The organism is Cupriavidus necator A5-1 (assembly GCF_000744095.1).
GTDB lineage: Bacteria > Pseudomonadota > Gammaproteobacteria > Burkholderiales > Burkholderiaceae > Cupriavidus > Cupriavidus necator_A.
Genome location: NZ_JQLI01000001.1, coordinates 890379 through 911044, shown reverse-complemented (window position 1 = coordinate 911044; position 20666 = coordinate 890379). Strand labels below are relative to the sequence as shown.

General features: G+C 65.0%; 17 protein-coding genes and 1 pseudogene. 14 read left to right on the top strand and 4 right to left on the bottom strand.

The window, feature by feature from the left end:
* Nucleotides 1-61 precede the first annotated feature (61 nt).
* Nucleotides 62-1441: an anion permease gene (locus tag K307_RS04110; RefSeq protein ID WP_329955788.1), complete on the bottom strand. Its 1380-nt coding sequence runs from the start codon at nt 1439-1441 to the stop codon at nt 62-64.
* A 150-nt stretch (nt 1442-1591) separates the two neighbouring features.
* Between K307_RS04110 and K307_RS04105 the strand changes: the two genes are divergently transcribed.
* The 12 genes and pseudogenes from K307_RS04105 to K307_RS45480 all read left to right on the top strand — a co-directional run bounded on the left by K307_RS04105 (nt 1592) and on the right by K307_RS45480 (nt 13528).
* Nucleotides 1592-2230, top strand: a complete 639-nt coding sequence (locus tag K307_RS04105) for a 2Fe-2S iron-sulfur cluster-binding protein (protein WP_042881275.1) — start codon at nt 1592-1594, stop codon at nt 2228-2230.
* Nucleotides 2231-2244: 14 nt separating this feature from the next.
* Nucleotides 2245-3894, top strand: a complete 1650-nt coding sequence (locus K307_RS04100) for an FAD-binding protein (protein WP_042876495.1) — start codon at nt 2245-2247, stop codon at nt 3892-3894.
* A 20-nt stretch (nt 3895-3914) separates the two neighbouring features.
* A complete protein-coding gene (locus tag K307_RS04095) occupies nt 3915-5159 on the top strand; it encodes a complex I 51 kDa subunit family protein (RefSeq protein ID WP_042876494.1) in 1245 nt (414 codons plus the stop codon).
* A gap of 67 nt (nt 5160-5226) precedes the next feature.
* Nucleotides 5227-6627 (top strand): class II fumarate hydratase, encoded by a 1401-nt coding sequence (gene fumC / locus K307_RS04090; RefSeq protein WP_042876492.1) that lies wholly within the window; start codon nt 5227-5229, stop codon nt 6625-6627.
* 88 nt (nt 6628-6715) lie between these two features.
* Nucleotides 6716-6958, top strand: a pseudogene (locus K307_RS49080) (SNF2-related protein); the annotation flags it as partial.
* A 161-nt stretch (nt 6959-7119) separates the two neighbouring features.
* On the top strand, nt 7120-8070 hold the full coding sequence (locus K307_RS04085; protein WP_230625457.1) for a hypothetical protein: 951 nt from the start codon (nt 7120-7122) through the stop codon (nt 8068-8070).
* A gap of 102 nt (nt 8071-8172) precedes the next feature.
* The gene (locus tag K307_RS04080) at nt 8173-9324 is read left to right on the top strand and encodes a hypothetical protein (protein ID WP_155301063.1); all 1152 of its coding nucleotides are present in this window, start codon (nt 8173-8175) and stop codon (nt 9322-9324) included.
* Nucleotides 9325-9608: 284 nt separating this feature from the next.
* On the top strand, nt 9609-11018 hold the full coding sequence (locus K307_RS04075) for a hypothetical protein (RefSeq protein WP_196251519.1): 1410 nt from the start codon (nt 9609-9611) through the stop codon (nt 11016-11018).
* Between the two features lie 68 nt (nt 11019-11086).
* Complete coding sequence (locus K307_RS04070; RefSeq protein ID WP_042876490.1) at nt 11087-11488, top strand: hypothetical protein; 402 nt, start codon at nt 11087-11089, stop codon at nt 11486-11488.
* 180 nt (nt 11489-11668) lie between these two features.
* Entirely contained in the window at nt 11669-11965 is a 297-nt protein-coding gene (locus tag K307_RS04065; protein WP_042876487.1) for a hypothetical protein, read from the top strand.
* 20 nt (nt 11966-11985) lie between these two features.
* Nucleotides 11986-13227, top strand: coding sequence for an SAM-dependent methyltransferase (locus K307_RS44165; RefSeq protein WP_155301062.1), 1242 nt, complete (start codon nt 11986-11988; stop codon nt 13225-13227).
* Nucleotides 13228-13360: 133 nt separating this feature from the next.
* Nucleotides 13361-13528 carry a DUF1016 N-terminal domain-containing protein gene (locus K307_RS45480; protein WP_329955787.1) on the top strand — a complete coding sequence of 56 codons (168 nt, stop codon included), beginning with the start codon at nt 13361-13363 and terminating at the stop codon, nt 13526-13528.
* Nucleotides 13529-13664: 136 nt separating this feature from the next.
* Here K307_RS45480 and K307_RS04055 read toward each other — a convergent pair whose 3' ends face one another.
* Nucleotides 13665-14765 carry an IS5 family transposase gene (locus K307_RS04055; protein ID WP_042876485.1) on the bottom strand — a complete coding sequence of 367 codons (1101 nt, stop codon included), beginning with the start codon at nt 14763-14765 and terminating at the stop codon, nt 13665-13667.
* Nucleotides 14766-16729: 1964 nt separating this feature from the next.
* Between K307_RS04055 and K307_RS04050 the strand changes: the two genes are divergently transcribed.
* Both K307_RS04050 and K307_RS04045 read left to right on the top strand, forming a co-directional pair.
* Nucleotides 16730-17233: a helix-turn-helix domain-containing protein gene (locus tag K307_RS04050; protein WP_042876482.1), complete on the top strand. Its 504-nt coding sequence runs from the start codon at nt 16730-16732 to the stop codon at nt 17231-17233.
* Nucleotides 17230-17925, top strand: coding sequence for a nucleotidyl transferase AbiEii/AbiGii toxin family protein (locus tag K307_RS04045; RefSeq protein WP_042876480.1), 696 nt, complete (start codon nt 17230-17232; stop codon nt 17923-17925). The genes K307_RS04050 and K307_RS04045 overlap by 4 nt, the downstream gene beginning before the upstream one ends.
* Nucleotides 17926-18165: 240 nt before the next feature.
* On the opposite strand, the gene K307_RS04040 is transcribed toward K307_RS04045, so the two are convergent.
* Both K307_RS04040 and K307_RS04035 read right to left on the bottom strand, forming a co-directional pair.
* Complete coding sequence (locus K307_RS04040; protein ID WP_042876478.1) at nt 18166-19692, bottom strand: ISNCY family transposase; 1527 nt, start codon at nt 19690-19692, stop codon at nt 18166-18168.
* A 380-nt stretch (nt 19693-20072) separates the two neighbouring features.
* A complete protein-coding gene (locus K307_RS04035) occupies nt 20073-20657 on the bottom strand; it encodes an RES family NAD+ phosphorylase (protein ID WP_042876476.1) in 585 nt (194 codons plus the stop codon).
* Nucleotides 20658-20666 lie beyond the last annotated feature (9 nt).

The following is a 20666-nucleotide window of genomic DNA, read 5'->3' as shown; positions in this document are numbered from 1 at the left end:
GGTGGAAAGTGTGGTGCAGCATGGGTTGGGGCTCCGTTTCAAAGCAAGAGCGGCGCGCCGATCAACAGGAATACGGCGATGTAGATGACACCAAAGATGTGCCAAGCCGCCAGTAGTCACCGGCAGGCAGATAGCCGCTGCCGAAATAGACCGGACTTGGCCCGGTACCGTAGGGTGTGAGGATGCCCATCAGGCCCAGCGTGAGGGCCAGCATCAGCGCAAACGCTTCCATCGGCATGCCGGGAATGGTGGATCCTACGCTGAGCATGACCGGAAGCATCGCCGTCGTATGGGCGGTGACGCTGGCGAACATGTAATGCGTGAAGTAGAAGACCAGCACCAGGATCACTGCCGCTGTCAGTGGCGGAAAGCCGCTCATGTGGCTTGCCATGGTGTCGGCGAACCACTTGACGAAGCCGGTCCGGCTCAGGCCGTCCGCCAGTGCGATCAGCGTCGCAAACCACGCTAGCGTGTTCCAAGCCTGCTTGTTGGCGAGCATGTCGTCCCAGGTCACGACACCGGTCACCAGCATGAGGGCAATCACCATCAAAGCCGCGGTGGTCGCATTGACGTGCTTGTCCCCGAATATCCACAGCGCGAGGGCGATCAGCACCAGCAGCGCGAGCAGCAGTTCGCGCCGGCTTGGCGGGCCCATCTTCTGGAGCTCCTGCGCCGCCCAGGCCGGCACTTCGCTGCCTTGCTTCACTTCAGGGGGATACGGCAAGTAAGCGAGGAGCGGTACGGCCAGCAACAGCAGGATCCCTACCGGCGCGAAGGCCATGAACCACTGCATCCAGCTCAAGTCGACCTGGACGGTCTTCCTGATGATCTCGGCTGCGAGGAGATTGGGTGCCAGTGCGGTCAGGAACATCGAACTCGTCACGCAGGTGCTGGCGATCGCGGTCCACATGATGTACGAGCCGATCCGCCGCGCTGACGGATCATTCGGCTTCGAGTCATAGAGCGGCGGCAGATTGCGGATGACGGGAAAGATCGTGCCGCCGCTGCGCGCCGTATTGGAGGGGGTGAACGGCGCCAGCAATGCATCGGCCATCATCACCGCATAGCCCAGCGTGAGCGTCCTGCGGCCCATCGCACGGACGAGCAACAGTGCGATGCGCCTGCCCAGGCCCGTTTTCTCGTATCCGAGGGCGAACATGAAGGCGCCGAAAATCAGCCACACCGTGCTGTTGGCGAACCCGGAAAGCGCCCAGGCGAGGGCAGCGTTCGCCGGGTTGAAGCCCGGTTTCGCGAGCTGCTCGGGGCTGTAGAACACCCATTCGCAGAACACGGTCACCAGCGTCACGGCGATCAGGCCGATCGCCGCGCCCGGAATGGGCTCAAGCATTAGCCCGACAATCACGCCGGCAAAGATCGCGAAGTAATACCAAGTGTTCTGTGCCAGGCCCTCGGGGGCGGGAATGAGGGCGATCGCGATCACCGCAAGCAGCGGCGCGAGAGGTTTCCAGTAAGCCTGCATGCGACGCCCCCTTTGCAATGACCTCCCTTGTGCTAAGGTTTATATGACCTTTTCTGTGGAAACGCCAGTGTGGCGCTGACGACGCCGGGCGATAGAGGCGACGCGATGGGACTGGTACGCTTGAGCATCGAAGGACGCACGGTCGAAGCACCGGCAAACTGCTCCATCCTGCAGGCCTTCCTGCATGCCGGGGAAACGCTTGTCGAAGGCGTCGGCTGCATGGGCCAGGGGGTATGCGGTTCGTGCCGTGTCATGGTGCGGCGCAGCGGCGAGCAGGATGTGCGCACGGCGCTCGCCTGCGAGACGCTGGTCGAAGAAGGCATGCAGGTGGCGTTCCTGGATTACTTCACGGCGTCGGAGCGGCACGTCTATCGCATCGAGGAGGTCGGCGACAGCTGGGACGCCTTGCAAACAATCTCTGAAGTGTTCCCCGAGGCGGCCCATTGCCGTCACTGCAGCGGATGCGATCGCGCCTGCCCGAAGGGGCTCGATGTCCAGGAAGGGGTAAAGTTCGCGGTGGAGGGCAAGCTGACCGCCTCAGGCCAGGTATTCGACGAATGCGTCATGTGCAACCTCTGCACGCTGGCCTGCCCCGAGCATATCCGGCCCAACCATCTCGGCCTGTTCGTGCGGCGGATGATCGCGGCGCAGACGCTGCGGCCGGCCAATCTCATGCTGCGCCTGCAGCAGATCGAGAGCGGCGCGATGAAGATCGACTTCGACGCACCCGGCGCGCAGCCGCCGCGCTGACTGGACGAACGATCATGCCGGCTGGTATCCCCTATGAAGAGGCGCGCAAGCGCTACCGTCCCGGTGTGGCGCCGGCGGTGCGCGGCGATGACATCTCCGTCGAAGAACTACTCAAGGCCTATCACCCCGACCACGGGCCCAATGCGCGCGTGGCGCTGACCGTCGGCGTCAACCGCGGCGAGCCTTGTCAGCCGGATCTCGCCCGCTATCTGCAAGCCAACGCGCTGATCGACGACGTCGACATTGCCGGGGCGCAACTCGTCTCCACCGATGTGCTGATCATCGGCGGGGGCGGTGGTGGCTGTGCGGCGGCGCTGACCGCGGCCAGGCAAGGCGCGCAGGTGATTCTCGCCACCAAGCTGCGCCTCGGTGACAGCAACACCGTGATGGCCGAAGGCGGGATCCAGGCGGCCATTGGCGAGGATGACAGTCCCCAATTGCACTTTGAGGACACTTTGCGTGCCGGACACTTCTGCGGCGAGCCCGAGCTGGTCGCGCAGATGGTGATGGACGGACCCGACGTCATCCGCTGGCTGATCCGGCTGGGCATGATGTTCGACCAGGAGGAGGACAGGCCCCTCGGCGGCAATCTCCTGCGCAAGAAGCCAGGCGGGGCATCGGCCGCGCGCATTCTCTCCTATCGGGACTACACTGGCCTGGAAATGATGCGCGTGTTGCGCGAGGCGGTGGACTTGGAAGCGGGCATCGCGGTGTGGAACCGGTGCCCCGCGGTCGAACTCCTTTCCGACGAGCGTGGCCAATGCGCCGGGGCGGTGATCTACAACCTCGAATGGCGAACCTTCGTGCTGGTGCGCGCGCGCGCCGTGATTCTCGCCACAGGCGGAGCGGGGCGCCTGCACCTGAATGCCTTCCCGACGTCCAACCACTACGGGGCCACCGCAGACGGCCTGGTGCTGGCCTATCGAATCGGGGCGCGCCTGCGCGAGCTGGACTCGTTTCAGTACCATCCCACCGGCATCGCCTACCCGCCGCACCTGGCGGGTGGCCTGATCTCGGAAGCCGCCCGCTCGGCCGGCGCGAAGTTGATCAACGGCGAGGGCGAGCGTTTCGTCGACGAACTCAAGCCCCGGGACATCGTGGCCTCGGCGATCCTGCGCGAATGCGCGCAGGGGCGCGGCATCGAGCGGGGCGGCCAGGTCGGTGTCTTCCTCGACACGCCGACGCTGGAAATGGAGAACCCCGGCATCCTGGCCAAGCGGCTCGTGACGCTGCGCCATCTCGCCGACAAGTGCGGCCAGGATCCGTCCCAGGAGCCTTTCCTTGTCTACCCGACCCTGCACTACCAGAACGGCGGCGTGGCCATCGACAAGGAGGGTGCGACCAGCGTGGCAGGGCTGTACTGCGTTGGCGAGGTCACGGGCGGCATTCATGGGCGCAACCGGCTGATGGGCAACGCGTTGCTCGATATCCTGAGCATGGGCCGGCGCGCCGGTGCCAGCGCGGCGCAAGCCGGGCGCAGCGCCGTGGCCGCGCGCGCCGGAATCGGCCACGTGCACGCCTGGCAGCGGGAATTGACGCTGGCCGGGCTGCCCCTGCATGTCAAGGCACCGCAGCTCTTCCCTGGCTACGCGAATTTCGATCTGCGCGTCGACGCAGGGTTGCGCACCGGCGCGTGGGGCCGGGCGGTCGGCGGCACCCGGTAGTGCGGGGCACGGAGCGCACGATGGAACAGCTCAATCAGGTTCTGCTCAACGAGGACGTCCGGGTCGGCGCCGACCTGGATGCCTGGCTGGCACGCGGCGGCGGAGAGGGGCTGGCCCGGGCGCTGCGCGAGCCGGACGCGGTCATTGCCGAGATCGAGCAGGCCGACCTGCGCGGGATGGGTGGCGCCGGCTTCGCGACGCATCGCAAATGGGCACCGGTGGCTGCCGCGGCGGCTGGCGACAAGTACATCATCTGTAATGGCAACGAAGACGAGCCGGGGACGTTCAAGGACCGCTTCCTGCTTGAGCACACGCCGCACCAAGTGATCGAGGGCGCGCTGATCGCCGCGGCTGCCACCCGCGCCAACCATGTGGTGCTGTACGTCAATCCCCATCAGCCGCTGTCGCTGGCGAGGACGCGCGAGGCGGTGCAGCAATGGCAGGCACACCCGCAATTCGCCGAGCTGGCCGGGCTGGTCGGCGGTCCGGTATCGCTTCGCGTCCTACCCAGCTCAGGCTTGTATATCGGCGGCGAGGAAACCGCGGTCATCGCGAGCGTCGAGGGCGGGTTCCCGTTTCCGCGCCGCAAGCCGCCTTTTCCCGCCGAACACGGCGTGCATGGCGCACCGACCGTCGTCAACAATACCGAGACGCTGGCCCACGTACCGGGCATCTTGCGCAACGGTGCCCAGTGGTATCGCGGCCTCGGCATCGGCCATGCCGCGGGAACCAAGCTGTATTCGCTCTCGGGCGATGTCTTGCGGCCTGGCCTGTATGAGCTGCCGATGGGCACGAGCCTGGAGACGCTGGTGTTCCGGCATGGTGGCGGGATGCTCCAGGGCAAGGAGTTCAAGGCCGTCTTTACCGGCGGGCCCTCCAATACCCTGCTGACCAAGCGCGATCTCGATGTGGCGTTGGACTTCGACTCCGTGCGGCAACGGCGTTCGCGGCTGGGCACTGGCGCGATGATCGTGGTGTCGGAAGGGACTAGCATCGTCCGCAAAGTCGCCGAGTACGTCGGCTTCTTCGCCCAGGGCTCGTGTGGCCAGTGCCCGCCGTGCAAGGGCGGGACCTTCCAGCTGATGCGACTGCTCAACCGGATCGATACGGGCCGCGGCGTGCGCGCGGACCTGGAATCGTTGGAAAACCTGTGCCGCATCCTTCCCGGCAGCGGGCGCTGCGGCCTGATCGACGGCGCCGTGACGGTGGTAGACAGTTCCCTCAACCAGTTCCGGGAAGAATACGAGGCGCTCCTGATGGCATAGGTCCACCATCGTATGTCCGGTTTGCGAGGGGGCCGAGCCATCAATGTTCAATCTAAAGGGGTGAGCGATGACCGAACACGTGAGAATGGAGCGCGACACATTCGGCGAAATCGCCGTGCCGGCCAGCCAGCTGTGGGGCGCGCAGACGCAGCGCTCGCTCCAAAATTTCCGCATCTCTACAGAAAAGCAGGCGCCCGAGCTGATCAAGGCGCTTGCATGGATTAAGCGCGCGGCGGCCGAGGTCAACCTCGAACTCGGCGTGCTCGACGAGCAGAAGGCGCGGGCCATCATGGCTGCCGCAGACGAAATCGTCGCCGGACAACATCCGGATGAGTTTCCCCTCGCGGTCTGGCAGACCGGTTCCGGCACGCAGACAAACATGAATCTTAACGAGGTGATCGCGAACCGGGCAAGCGAACTGATCGGCGGCGAGCGCGGCGAGGCGCGCAAAATTCATCCTAACGACGACGTCAATCGCGGCCAGTCATCCAACGACGTGTTTCCGACCGCGATGCACGTCGCCGCGGCGCACGGGATTGTCCGGCACCTGCTGCCCGCGCTGACGACGCTGCGCGCAACGCTGGACGGCAAGTCGAAGGCGTTCGCCGACATCGTGAAGATCGGCCGGACGCACCTGCAGGACGCCACCCCGCTGACGCTTGGCCAGGAGTTCTCCGGCTATGTCGCGCAGCTCGACCAGGGGATCGTGCACCTCGAATCGGTGTTGCCGCACCTCTATCAACTCGCGCAGGGCGGCACCGCGGTCGGCACCGGGCTGAACGCGCATCCACAGTTCGCGGACAAGTTCGCCGCGGCGATGGGCAGGCTGACCGGCTTGCCATTCGTGTCGGCGCCCAACAAGTTCGAGGTGATGGCGGCCGCCGACGCGCTCGTGTTTGCACACGGCGCGCTGAAGACCGTCGCCGCGAGCCTGATGAAGATAGCGAACGATATCCGCTGGCTCGCAAGCGGGCCGCGCTGCGGGCTGGGGGAACTGTCGATTCCGGAGAACGAGCCAGGCAGCTCGATCATGCCCGGCAAGGTGAACCCGACTCAGTCCGAAGCATTGACGATGCTGTGCTGCCAGGTATTCGGCAATGACGTTGCGGTGAACTTCGGCGGCGCCAGCGGCAACTTCGAACTGAACGTATTCCGGCCGATGATCGCGCACAATGTGCTGCAATCAGTCCGTTTGCTCGCGGATGGCGCGCAGAGTTTCAACGATCATTGTGCGGCCGGTATTGAGCCGAACCGCGCGCGCATCGAATTGCTGCTCAACGAGTCGTTGATGCTGGTGACGGCACTCAACCCGCATATCGGCTACGACAAGGCGGCGCAGATCGCCAAGAAGGCGCACAAGGAAGGCACGACGCTGAAAGCCGCAGCGCTCGCTCTTGGCTATGTGACCGAACAACAGTTCGAGGAATGGGTGCGTCCGGCGGACATGGTCGGCAACCTGAAATGTTGAGAGGCGAGTGCAAATTGATAAAAGCCGCGGACGGATTACGCAACGCAAAAAAATGCTCGTGCTTTACTGACCTGACTAGCGATCGCGTCTGATGCCCGGGTTCCTCGGTACCCAGCCAGGACTTCACCCGAAGCTGGCGTACGCACATCGAAAAAGGCGGCGATGCCCTGCGACGCGACCTGCTCACGCGGCGTATCCGCCCGTTCATGCTGCGACGGCGCAAGGATGAGGTGGCCACCGAGCTGCCCCGAAGACGATGATTGTGGGCACGGTCGAGCTCGAAGGCGCACAACGTGACCTTTACGAAACGGTGCGCGCCGCCATGCAGGAATAAGCTTGACGGTGCTCGACATGCTGGCCGAACTTCCTGGGGCTTTTTGAAGAATGGCTGCAGGCGCATTTCCCAGATCGGGTCGACCGCGTAATGTAACGTGTACGCGAGATGCGCGGCGGCAAGGACTACGATGTCAGCTTCTCGATCCGCTGCCCATCATGGGTTCGCTGATCGATCGCACGTTCTCCCGGCCCGACGACGACTTCTCGTACGCCGACAACCGACTGACGCCAGGCGCCGTACCGTTCGAACCCTCGTTCTCGGAGGCCGAGCCCGACACGCTGCGCTTCACGATCGAGCCGCTCGGCCCCGGCGCCTCGCCGGTTGACCGGCGCGACGAGGCCACGCGCGAGATGCGCCGGCTGATCGCCCCGTTGTTCGGCCGTGATGCGCTGCACTGGTTCGATGCGCGCAGCGAGGAGTGGCGCGGCATGAGCGGGCTGGGCTGGATGTCCTACGGCGCCGGGTTCGGCAGCGCCTTCGACGAGGACGGCCTGTACGCCGCGAAGATCTACTACGAGCTCGCACCCACGCAGATCGACGCGCTCGCGCCCGGCCTCGCGCGGCTCACGCGGCTGGTGATGGCGGAGATGCCGGGGCTGATGCCGATCTTCACGTCGATCGGCTGCAAGCGCGACGCAGGCAGCCAGCGCGTGACCTTCATGCATCGCGGGCCACTCGCGCTGGCGGCGCTCGGGCCGCTGATGAACCGGCTGGGCATCGGGCACCAGTTGCCGAGCCTGATGCGCATCGTGGGCGTGGCGCTGGGCGGGCGTTTCGAGCTGCCTAACGGCGGCGTGCTGATCGGCCTGCGCGATACGCCGAACGGCGTGGAGATGAAGCTCGAGGTGCTGCTGGCCGCGCTGCCCGACCTGCCGGCGCATTTCGTCGACCTGCTGCGCCTGGGCCTCGCCGAACGGCCGCGCCAGGTGGCCGCTCTCGAGCGGTGGCTGTCGGCGTTCGGCGTCGACGATGCCAGCGAGCAGGGCCATTTCCCGGTGCTATCGGTGCGCGTGACGCCGCATTCGCAGGCGCGCATTAGCCTGTACGTGCGGCCGATCGAGTTCGAGATTCGCGACACGCTCGAGGAATCGCGCGATTTGCAGTAAGGAGCCCGCCATGCCCGCATCGATCTTCCCGTCCGGCGTCGCGCGACCGCCCGCCGCCCGGTTGCCGGCGAGCCGCGAAACAGTGGAGCCGCGCGGCACGCGGTGCGCAGCCTGCTGCAACGCAGCCAGGCGTTCAACGCGCTGCCCGAGGACAAGCGTCGCCAGCTCGCCCACGACCTGGTGCAGATCGGCAGCTATCTCGCCGAGCCCGACGGCATGCGCCTGAAGCGGCAGAGTCCGCCCGTGCGCCCGCTGGCCGATGACATGGCCGCCGAGCAGCCGCAGGAGTTCGGCCAGGCGGTCAAGGCGGGCGTGGAAAACATGGTAAGCCTCGTCCAGGGAGTGAATTTTCCCGGTTTCGTCTCCGGGCTGGTCCAGGGGGTGTTCCATTCCATCGTCGACAGCTCTATCCAGCAGATGGAGGCGTATGCCAAGCTGGTGGCGGACGTCAGCAAGAGCCTGAACCAGTTCCGCGACGACAACACCACCGACAACCAGGGCCGGGACCACCTGGTCGAACAGTTCCCGGACCTGTTCCAGCTGAGCACCGGCGACGATCCGTTCTCGGACTTCGGCGGCGATTCGAATGCTCCGCCGCAACCGCGCGTCGTGTTGCGCGAGGGCGTCGACGATAAGTCCGCGCTGGAGCGACTAAACCGCTCGCTGCCACTGGAGCGGCCGCTGACGAGCCTCGATGACGATGTCGTGGAGGCTGCGCTGGTGCCGGCCGCGCGCACAAGTGTGGCGACTGGCCGCCAGCAGCTGCTGGCGACGATGGTGATGATGGGCATCAACCGCATCGTGGTGACCGACGGCAAGATCTCCGCCAAGGTCATGTTCGACTTCCAGGCCAAGGACAACCGCAGGTACCGCTTCAGTGCGACCAAGTTCGACCACGAGAAGAATCCCGACGGCAGCCTTTTCACCACGTCCACGCGCGAGGGGACGATCGAGCGGAAAGGCGAGGATCATGCGCGCGGCGGCTCCTACTCCTACAGCAAGGACGGCTCCCAGTACGACGGCGGCACACGCGACGCCAGCTACTATGCGAAGGGCGACTACAAGTACTCCGAGCAGCCGGTCGTCAAGCTCACCAGCACGAAGCAGCTCATGGACGATTCCGCGCTGCAGACGAAGGCCCAGCTTGCCGGCGCGGTGGAGATCAACTTCAAGAGCGATTACCTGCCGATGGAGAAACTCGCGACGCCGGAGAACATTGCGGCGATCCAGATGAACGCGCAGCCCGGATGGTGAAGAACCTGGCCGCACGGCCGCAGTCCGGCGCGGCCGCGCCAACGCCGGCACCGGCGCCTGCGGCCCAGGCTCCCGCGCCGGCCGCGGCCACGCCGGCCCGTTGAGCGGAGCGACGCCATGGCTGCCGCAGCCGCCTCCACGCCGCACGAGCCCGCCTGGCTCGATGACGACACGCTTGCCGTCGTGCGCCCGCAGGTGCGCGAGCTGCTGCAGCGCTCGCCGGGGTTCCGTCGCCCAACCAGCAGCGCGACCTGGCACGCACGATGGTGCGCGTGGCGTCGTACATGGCGAACCCGGATGGACTTGCCAAGCAGGAGCTCACGCCGGGACGGGCGGTGCTGGCGCGGGCGCAGGACAGCGGCGTCGATGCGGCCAAGGGCAAGGCTTCGGACAAGGTGGGCACCTTCGCCGGCGCCGACTTCCAGGCCGGCGCGGTGCGCCAGGGCGTGGAGCAGTTCAGGAATCTCGTCGGCACGGTCGACTTTCCGAACTTCGTCGGCGGGCTGATCCAGAACGTATTCCAGGCCATCGTCAACGCCTCGATCCAGCAGATGAACGCGTACGGCCAGTTGCTGAAATCGGTGGCGCAGACGGTGGACCAGTTCGCGCAGGACAACATCAGCATGAACAATGCGCGCGACTGGCTGATCGACAAGTATCCCGACCAGATCGGGCTTGATGAGGAAGGCGCCGGAGAGGAGGGCGGCCAGCCGCGCCTGACAATGAAGGCGGAAGACGGCGATGCCGCGCTAGCGGGCATCAATACCGAGATGGGCATGGCCCAGCCCGTCACCGACCTCTCGGACCCCGAGCAGGAGAGCCGCCTGGTCACGGCCGCGCGCCTGCAGATGGCGCGCAGCCGGCAGCAGTTGCTCGCCTCGATGGTGGTGCTGGGCATCAACCGCATCGTGGTGACCGACGGCGCCATCAACGCCAAGGTGGTATTCGATCTGAAGGCCAGCGACCAGGCCCAGCGCCGTGCGCGGGCCTCGCTCTACGACAGCCAGTTGAGCGCGAACCGGAATACCACGGTGGCCGGCGGCGGCTTCCTCGGCTGGGGCGCGGCTACCGCCAATGGCAACGAGCAGCGCCACGTGACCACGGTAGGCTCCGCGGTGGACGAGACCTCCGAATCGAAGGCCGAGGTGAAGGCCAAGCTGAGCGGCGAGGTGCGCGTGAACTTCAAGTCGGATTACTTCCCGATGGAGAAGCTCGCCACGCCTGGCATGATCGCAGCGATCCAGGGCAACTCGCTGCCGGTGGATCCCAATGTTACGCCGTCGGCGCGCGGCGCCGCGGCCGGCGCACCCCTGCCGTGCGATAAGGGGCGGCGCGCCGCGACGCCCCGTCTCCGGATGACACCATGCCCGCTCCCCGCATCTTCCCGCCGACCACCCGCGCGGTGCACCGCATCGATCCGACGCTGCTGCGCACGCTGGCGCAGGCGATGGACGCGGTGCGGCAGCTATCCGCGCGCCGTGCCGCCCGCGCCGGTGCGCTGGCGGAGCTGGGCGATATCGACCTGCCCGATACCGCGCCAACCACCGAAGATGCGCAGCACCTGGAAGTCATCGCGCCGCTGTACCTGGCGCACGAACTGGAACAGGCGGGACTGCTGCGGACCGGGGAGCTGGTCGCGGGCCTGTTCGCCAGCGGGGCGATCACGCAGCCGCTGGGGCCATCCGCGCAACTGATCGCCGACTTCTGGCGGGGCCGGCGCGAGCGCCTTGCCGAGGCCGAGCGTCAGCAGCTCTTCGCCTAGGTGTTCGAGCCGCAGGCCTTCTATCCGCTGATGCAGGCGCTGTGCGGCGCGCTGTCGGACCAGCTCGACAACCCGCCGCGCGCGAGCGACATACACGCGCAGGTCGTGTTGCACGAGGCTGCCGACGCGCTCGGCGGCTGGCTCGCGCCGCGTGCCGTGGGCATGGCAGCCTTCGCGGCGCAGGACATCGTGCAGGCGTTGTCGCAGGCCACGCACTTCCTGCGGGGACCGGCTGTTGCTGACGGCATTCGGCGTGCACGACCTCTGGGGCCTGCTCGAGACCGTGGGAAGCACGCAAGGGCAGGGGACTGCCGCCATCCGCCAGCACGTGGAGCTGGGCCGGCAGGGAACGACGGTGCTGGCGTGGCTGGCCGGCGCGGTACCGGCCGGCTATGCCTTTGACCCGGCCAGCGCGCAGGGGCGGCAGCTCATGGCTGCCGCGTATGCCTGGCGGATGACCTGGGAGCGTGTCCGGGGCAGCGTTCCGGCAGTTCCCAGGCCGGCATGGCCAGCGCGTGGAACCCGCTGGCCGCGGCCGTTGGCCTGCCGGCGGCCGCTTGACGCGGGGCTGTGTTTCCTTCCATGCCCGACCTCACCACGCCCGCCGCCGCGCCGCCGGACTGGCTGCGGCTCGCCGTGCGCGGCGTGCTGGTGCGGTCGCCCGGCTACCACCAGATGCCGGCGGACCAGCGCCGCTCGCTGGCGCAGGCGATGGTGAAGGTAAGCAAGATCGCCGCCGCGCTGATTGCGGAGGAGTGCGATGCCGAGGCGTCGCTGCCGGCGCCGCGCGCGGCGGCGCTGGAGGCCCCGGCGGCCTCCGCGACACGCTACCGGCAGCCGCTGGCACGTGCGCAGGACGCCCCGCCCTTCGGCACCTGATCGCGCGGCAGCGGCAGCAGATGCTCGCCACGATGGTGATGCTGGGCATGCAGCGCATCGTGATCGACAGCGGACGCATCAATGACTCGATGCGATTCCATATCGACACACGCAGCGCCGCCAGCGAAGACCGCGGCAGCCAGTTCGGCATGCAGAACCGCGTCAAGGCGGGAGGCAGCTTCGGCGTGGGTCCGTGGGGCGCCAGCGCGGAGGTGGAGAACACGATCAGCTACGTGTCAACGCAGCGCTCGCAGAATACCGAGGAGATCAACACCGACCTGAACCTCGATTCATCCGTCGAACTGGTGTTCAAGACCGACTACCTGCCGCTGGAGCGGCTGGCCGGCGGGGCGCAGATCGAACGGATCAAGGTCAACACGCTCAATCCGGAGGCCGAGGCGAAGGCGGTCAGCGATGCGCGCGCGACGCGCGACAAGGCAAGCCGCGAGGCCGAGGCAAAGCGCGACGAGTCCATCGCCAAGGCGCTGCCGCCCGCACCGGCGCCGCTTGTGCCCAGCAAGCCTGGAGACAGGGGCACCGTCGAGGATGCGGAGAAAGCGCGCAAGGAGGCGGCGAAGAAGGAAGCTCCCGCGGCCAAGAAGAAGGAAGAGGCGCCGGTCGCAAAGAAGAAGGACGGCGAGCCGGTGAATGCTGACCCTGCCACGGGCACAGTCAAGGCGACCGCGCTCGAGGCGGACATCAAGGAGGTGCGGCCCGACGTGGTTTTCATCCCGACGCCACCGGAGTCTGTCGATGCCATACTCGCGCTGGCAGCGCCGCGCCCAGGCGAAACGCTCGTCGACCTGGGCTGCGGCGATGGCCGCATCCTCGTGGCGGCCGCGCAGCGCTACGGCTGTCTCGCGTTGGGCTACGATGTCGACCCGCAGCGGATACGGGAGGCCCGCGAGCGCATAGAGGCGGCGGGCCTGGGCAGCCGGGTGCAGGTCGAGCAACGGGACTTGTTTGGCATCGACCTCGGCACGGCCGACATCGTCGTGCTTTACCTGCTGCCGCAGCTCAACGGGCGGTTGATCCCGCAACTGCAACGGCTGCGCCCGGGCGCGCGCGTCGTCTCGCACGACTTCGAGATTCTCGGCGTGGAGCCCGACCGCGTGGTGCAGGACTACCTGCCGCGCCTGGGCCTGTACAAGGCCTACTTCCTTTTCCGCGCGCCATTACGGCCAGCTGCGGCCACGGCCCGGCATGAGTGGGCGGAATCGGCGCGCTTGCCGTGGGAGGGGGCAGGCCGGGCGGCCGTTTGAGGTCTGCGCCGGGTTGCGCCGGCATACCGGCTACCCAATGCATCGAAGTTCGTCGAGTCGGCCGTCAACCAGATAATAAAAGCAAGCGGTTCGTCGGCTGCGCGGCGAGCGCGCCGAGTACGACGAGCAGATCGTGACTTCCGTGGCACGGCTTCTGGAGGCCGAGCATGGCCGAGGCTCCAGTGCCAAGAACCTGCGTCACATGATGCGTTTCGCTGAGTCGTTTCCGAGTGAGGACATTGTCTACGCACTGAGTCGACAATTGAGCTGGACCCACCTGCGCCCCCTAGCAGGCTGCTGAAGTACTCATCGCGCAAGAGCCAGAGCTTCCCCAAAGAGGCGCTGATGGGTTCGCTTTTTTCACAATCCGGGAGCTGGGCGTCACTGCATCGACGTTTTCGGCGATTTGGCGCCCATTGCCGGCCTCATTAATGCGATTACTGCCACTGCGGACGGATTTGTCCCAGCGAGCGCATGCGCACGAGGTTATAGGCGGCCATGCTCAGCACAAACATCTGGTCAACCTTCTTTAGTCCGCGCACCATTACCTGGCGCATGCGCCCCACAGTCTTGGCCCAGCCAAAGCCTTGTTCGATCAGCTTGCGCTTCTGCTGCGAGACGGCATAACCGGCGCTGCAAGCAATGGCATCAGGAACGGCCGAGCGCCGCCCCGAGGTGTTCTGTGCCACGTGGGGCGTTACCTTCATTTCCAGGCAGGCTTGAATGAATTCCTGCGCATCGTAGCCTTTGTCCGCACCAACGGTGACTTCCACATTTAGGTCTTCAGTTACCTGCCTGGCATCGTTGAGCATGACCTTCGCGGCTTCGCGCTCGGCGTGTCCGTCCGCATTAGTCACCATGGCGCTCACCACCAGTCCGTGTCGGTTGTCGCTCAGGGTATGGCCCATGTAGCGCAGCTCACTGGCGGTTTTGCCCTTGCGGTACAGCTTGGCATCGGGATCGGTCTTGGACGCATGCGTCTCGTTGCTGCGCTTGCGGCCCTTGAAGTTGGCGCCGCCGCTGTCGTCCTCGTCGTCGCCGTCCTTGCGCACGAAGCTCTTGTGGCCTGCCCACGCCTGAATCAGCGTGCCGTCGACGCTGAAGTGCTCGCCCGACAGCCAGTTCTTCTTCTGCGCGATGGCCAGCACCTCGTTGAAGAACTCGATCACCGCATCGTGCTTGATAAGCCGTTCGCGGTTCTTGCTGAACACGGTGGGCACCCAGACCACATCATCCATGGCCAAGCCAATGAACCAGCGAAACAGCAGGTTGTACTGCGTCTGCTCCATGAGCTGACGCTCCGAACGAATGCTGTGAAGCACCTGCAGCAGCATGGCCCGCAGCAACTTCTCCGGCGCGATGCTGGGCCGACCGCCGTTGATATCGGCCTCATACATCTGCGCGAACAACCGGTCCATCTTTGCCAGCGCCTGATTGGCCATGGTGCGGATCGAGCGCAGCGGATGGGCCTTCGGCACGAATTCATCCAGCCGCCGCATGGTGAACAAACTCTCGGTGAAGGTGTCAGCGCCGCGCATGAAATGTTGGGTTGGATGGAGTCCTCAGATCAACGCTTCAGCCAGTCGCCGCGCTGACGTCTGCCGGAGGTATTTCAGCGGCCTGCTAGCGGGCCGTCCCTCGCGCCAATCCCTGGCGTCATTGAGCTCCAGGCGCGCATCTGGCCGGCATGTGGCTGGGTTAGACCATGAACTGCGGTGACCGCTTCGGCACCACAGGGAGCCCCTTGCATCGGATTTCGTCGAATCCGTCGTCAATCACGTGACTGCCGTGCTCGATGACCCAATTACCAGCTCCGATCCCACGTTGAGCGATGATATTCCTCCATCTGCGGCGCAGAAGACTACCACCTCACCGCTTAAAATAATTATCTCCCGTTTTGGCGTGCTCTCCTGGCCTCAAGAAGTCGGGCCGGCAGCGCGCGCGAGCACGGGCTGCGGGAAAGTAGACTTGGCCCAGTCCGGCAGACGCGAGGAGAGTTGGCGCAGCCGCCCATTCTCCCAAGAGAGCAGCAGACGTGGTCGCAGTTCGGAGTTGTCCAAGGCGAACGTGCGATCGGCCAAGGCGAAAGCGGGGGCGAAGTTCGCCAAGCTTCGGGCGTGGCGTCGGCGCACGTCCTCGGGCGGCACCCAGTGGCCGCCATCCGCCACCCGCTGTGCGACCGGGCAATGCACAAATCCGGGTCGGGTGCCCCCACGAAGACGAGGTTGACCTTGAAGCCGGCGACTTTCGCCCCCTGCATGAGCCGCAACTCACGTTGCCCCGAGAGCGTAGTGTCGATCGCGAATGACGCGTTGGCAGCGAGCAGGCGCTCTTGCTCGGAAACGGCAAGCTTGCCCGCCTCAACGGCGGAGACGCCTTGCGCGGCGGCGATGGAATCAGGAGAGACGACGGGGATGCGGCTGGCGAACCAGCGATCGGCAATGGTGGTCTTGCCGGCGCCGTTGGGCCCGGCAATCACCGCAGAATTGCGGGACGGCTTAGAGCTGGCGGACGGCGCCTTGCTCGTCGATTCGCACGAGCTGCTCGCTCCCGTCGGGGTTGCGGCGAATCAGCACGCCAGGACACTTGGGGTCGCGGTAATAGACCGGCCGGCCGCCAAGTGGCGTTGGGCTGCAGCGTCGCCTTGCGTGGCGATCGCTCGCTCGAAATCCGACGAGGCTCGGAAAACATCAGCCTGGGTGGCGGTAGTGGCTTGCTGCATTGTTGCTCCTTCGCGCCGCGACGCGTGCCGATATTTTCGCACAGCTGGCCGCCTTGGCGTCCATGTTGTCGGTTCCGGTTCGCGCCGGCCGCGAGATGAAGCCAAGTGGCGCTGCCGTCGCATCACAGCGCATAGGCGGCTTTTTGCAGCGCTACTGCTTGCGACGAACGATGCCCTGAACTCACGATCATCGCTGGCTGCCGCCAGCCCATGAAGGATGGCTTCTTCCTTTAGCTACCTGGGCGCAACGCGCGACTCAAGCTGGTGCAGCCTGAGCAGGCGCCGACGCAGCGTCAAGCGCCCGAGCAAATCAAGGCCGAGGCGGCGCTTGCGCGCCAGTTGCTAGCAGGATCGCCGCATGGCGCCGGGCGAGCGTTCGGACCGTAGGCAAAAGAAAGCCCGCTGAGAGAGCGGGCATGAACCCCTTAGGAGAAAGGGAGGAGACGGACGTAAGCATAAACCCTTACGCGAACTCTTGCAGCGTGACGCACTGTCGTCAATCCGCATGCCGATATCGCGCAATGCCTACAATTCCGCCGTATCGCGTCCGTTTATCGACGCAGGATGGCACTGATTGGTCGCTCCAGTGCATTTCTATGCTCTCGCCAGCGGGTGTGCCGCTGACGATAAAAGGTTGTCTGAAAATCGTCCCGTCCGGGTTCGCCTAGGTGGGCAACCGGCTTCGACCAAGCCGTGTGCCGAATATGCGACGTGGCAAACAGCCGGAACATGGCCTTCTTTGTGTCGTCTATACTTGACACAAAATCGGAGATTATCGCCATGAACGCCGCACTCCTGGGCAGCGCAATTCAACGCAAGCGGATCGCCCTTGGCCTGACCCAGCAGCAACTGGCCGATATGGCCGACCTGTCGCGTCAGTCGCTCAACGGCATTGAGCATGGCACCATCAATGCGACGCTCAAGTCGCTCGGGCGGCTGATGGACGTGCTCGGCCTGGCGCTCGACATACAGGATCCTGAAGCCAGTCGTCAGGCCAAAGGTGCGCCGACCCGCGCGCTGTGGATGGCTGCGAAAGGTGCCAACGTGAGCTACACGGGCGAACTCACAGCAGGGGAACTCGAGCGCGCCCTGGCCACCGGCGAGGTGCCGTCGGAGTATCGCCCGCAAATTGCACACGTTCTGGATGAGGCGCCGCTGCAGCTCGTCACCAAGATAGTGGCCGAGGTGGCAGCGAAGCAGCAACGGAATCCGGCCGACATCTGGAAGAACCTCAGACGGCTCGCGCAGTCATTGATGGCCACACGCGGAGGCCTGTGGGCATGAAGGTTGAGCTCCAGGGCGACATCTGGGAAAGCCTGTTCCCGCATGCCTTCACGCTGATGGAGGAGGTCAGAAAGATGGGGGGCATCGAGCCGTTCTGGACCTTCGGGGGAGGGACGGTCCTGATGCTCCGGTACCGCCATCGCTTTTCACGTGATATCGACCTCTTTGTTCCGGATCCGCAATACTTGGGGTTCGTGACACCGCGTTTGAGCGAGGCCGCGGAAAGCATCACGAGCGACTATGTCGAGCAAGGGAATTTCGTGAAGCTGGTCCTCGACGCCGGCGAAGTCGACGTCGTGGCCTCGCCCAACCTGACCGACGAGCCATTCGAAATCTGGGAGATCATGGGGCAGCCAGTTAAGGTGGAGACCGCAGCCGAGATTGTTGCCAAGAAGCTTTACCATCGTGGCAACCGGGCCACGGCACGGGATCTCTTCGACTTGGCCGTCGTGGTCGAGCAGGAACCAACAGCGCTCGCGCTTGCCGCGCCGTTTCTGCTTCGGCATGCGGCCGCCTTCCTGGGCCAGGTCGAGGCCGGACCGCCGATCATGCGCGAGCAGTTCAGCAGGATCCAGCGCATCAACTTCAACCGGAGCTTTGATGACTGTGTCGCGCTGGCGGGGGATTTTCTAGATTCGCTGCGAGAAGTCGACGACGCTACGCAGACAGCGCGGGAACGACTGCGCCCTTAGGAAGCAAATTCATATCAGATGGGCTCGCCAAGTGGGCCCGTGGTCGGTTGGCTCCAGGAGGCCTGCGCATCGGATGGATGAAGCCCGTCTTGAGACAGCGCAGCGGGCGGGTGGCCTGCACTGTGATCACTCCATTGTCCGCCGCCTCAGAATGAGACGTATGGTGCATGTGCATGTGCATGTGCATGTGCGTGCGTGTCGTGTCTAGCCGGTTTTGAAGTGTCGGGGTGCCAGCCACATTCAAATGTCGGTGCGAACGTGCTTTTTGTGCGGGGTTGGGGTCTTTTGAGGGGTTGCTGTGGGGCGGTGGCGCTGGCCTGAGACGACCGAGTCTGGCTCAGGGTGGGGCGGTGACAGCGCGGTGGGCAAAGTTAAAATGTCCGCATTCTGATGGAGCGGGGCCGCCGCCATCGCACGCTCCAGATCGAGCCGGTTGATCAGCCGCTGCCGTTTGGTGTTCGGCGCCGGCCGGTGCGGGCGCGGCGGCTCGCCGGCCAGCGTGCGCGACGGCCCTACGGTTTGCCGGCTGTCGCGCAGCGCCTGTACTTTGGCCGCGAGGTCAAGCACGTGCCCGAGCCGCTTGTGCTCGACAATCGCGCCCTGGTCGATCTCGCCAAGCCGGTCATAGGTGGTGTAGGGCAGGGAAGCGCCATCGGCCCACAACTCGATCCGGCCGTCCGGGTACTCGGCCACCTCGATATACCGATGGATCAGGCGCCGATGCTCGGGGCGGTCCTCGAGCAGATACATCACCTTGTCGTACTGCAGCGTGAGGCTCTGCGATACCTTGCGCCACTCGCGCCAGCTGAAGATGCGCGCCAGATCCTCGTCGCCGCGCAGCGGCCGGTGGGCATCGAAGTCGCTGCGCGGCACCTTGGCAAAGCGCGCATTGAAGTCGACCATAAAGCGCGGGGCAAAGGCGTTGGCGGCTGCCATCGCGCTGATCCCGCGCAGCCGCAGCTCCTTGACCAGCCGGTCCTGCAACGTGCCGTTCATCCGCTCGACGCGGCCCTTGGCCGGGCTGCTGTTGGCGCACAGGCTATCGATGTTGAGCTCGAACAGCGCGCGTCCGAACTGCGTGTAGCCGCGGCCTTCGGCGACGTCCCTGGCATTGACGCGGAAGATGCCGGCCTTGTCCGAATAGAACGCCATCGGCTTGCCGTGGCGCTCGATGTAGGCGCGCGTGGCGGTGAAGTACGCTTGTGTGGATTCCGAGGGGACGAACAGCAACTGCATCAGCCGCCCGGTGGCATCGTCGACAAACACCAGCAGCGTGCAGGCCGGCGCCCGGTCCTCGAACCACGCATGGTCGCTGCCGTCGATCTGCACCAGTTCGCCCAGGCAGGCCCGGCGATTGCGCGGCTGGTGTACCTTGGGCGGGCGTTGCCTCCTCGGGACCCAGAAACCGGCATCGATCATGATCCGGCGCACGCACGCCGGCGAGATCTCGATGCCATGGCGCTCGCGCAGCTTCTCGCAAGCCAGGGTCGGGCCGAAGTCGGCATAGCTGTCGCGGATCAGGCCGCGCACGCGGGATTCCAGACCTGGCAGCAACTGGTTGTGGCCCGGCTGTCCCCATTTACGGGAGACCAGGCCTTGGGGCCATCCTGCCGGTACCGCTGCACCAGCCCGCTCGACCTGGCGCTTGGAAATGCCGAGCTTCTCGGCGGCGCGCCAGACCATCAGCCCGTCCTGCACAACGGCCTGGATGACCTTGCAGCGGTCCAGTTCGCGCATGCTCATGGTGATCGTCTCGGGTCGGCCCATGGTCGCGCTCCTGGCTCGCTTGCGAGGCCGCCAGCTTGGCACGCTCCGGGACGGGGTACGACATTTGAACTTAACCCAAGTACGACATTAGAAAAAACGGCCAACATCAACAGTTCGCATAATTAACATTATGTTAAATTGTTATGGTGCATAACAAAGAAATGTTCCCTGCTGGCGCCAAGCGCGTAGCCTCCGTTGTGATTCGGCTAGTTCATCCGCCAGACATGATCGCGAACGTGATCGGCCTTGCGCAGCCAAATCCCCCTCCATAGTCTTGAGGCAAAACTGTCATCGTGACTCTTTGATCTGGCTGGCTTGCCGGCGCACGACTAGTGGAAACAAATTGATGCAAACCGACGCCGCTTCCGAGCGAGTCACGTTCAAATGGGAAACAAGCGAAAGATCTCGAACACCTTAGGCGCTTGAGGGTGGCAATCAAATTGAATCGCGTTGCTAACTGCCAGCTTTTCTTTGGCGCGTTCAAAGACAACCAGCGCCTTCTGGTCGTTCAGGTGGTTGGACATATACAAGAAGCGGTCCACGTGCGCCGGATGGTCATGCAGCGCACGCGACCATTGTTGCGGGATGTCGTAGGGCGTCATGCGGGAGACTGCCGCGTTACCCCCAAGGTTCTTCAAATGCGGCCCATACAGCGCAGCCAGATTCAACAACTCGCCTTGGAAGGTCAGCACATACCGATCGAGTTGGGCCGCTGTCAGCTGAAAACCAGTTGGGCCGGCGACTTCATCGTGAAGAACCGTCTCGGCGAAAGCGCAGGGTAACGTGAAGCCGAAATAGCTAGTGCCATAGCGCCTTTGCGGATCGTCAAATCGGTTGCCGCCGGACTTTCCGAAGTATGGCTCATTAGAATTATGGCGCGAGATACGAATCAGCTCTGTCGGTGAGACTTTTTCAATGTGGAGTCCAAACAAATCAAAATTACCGCCCGGGGCACTAATCGTCAAAATGGCTCC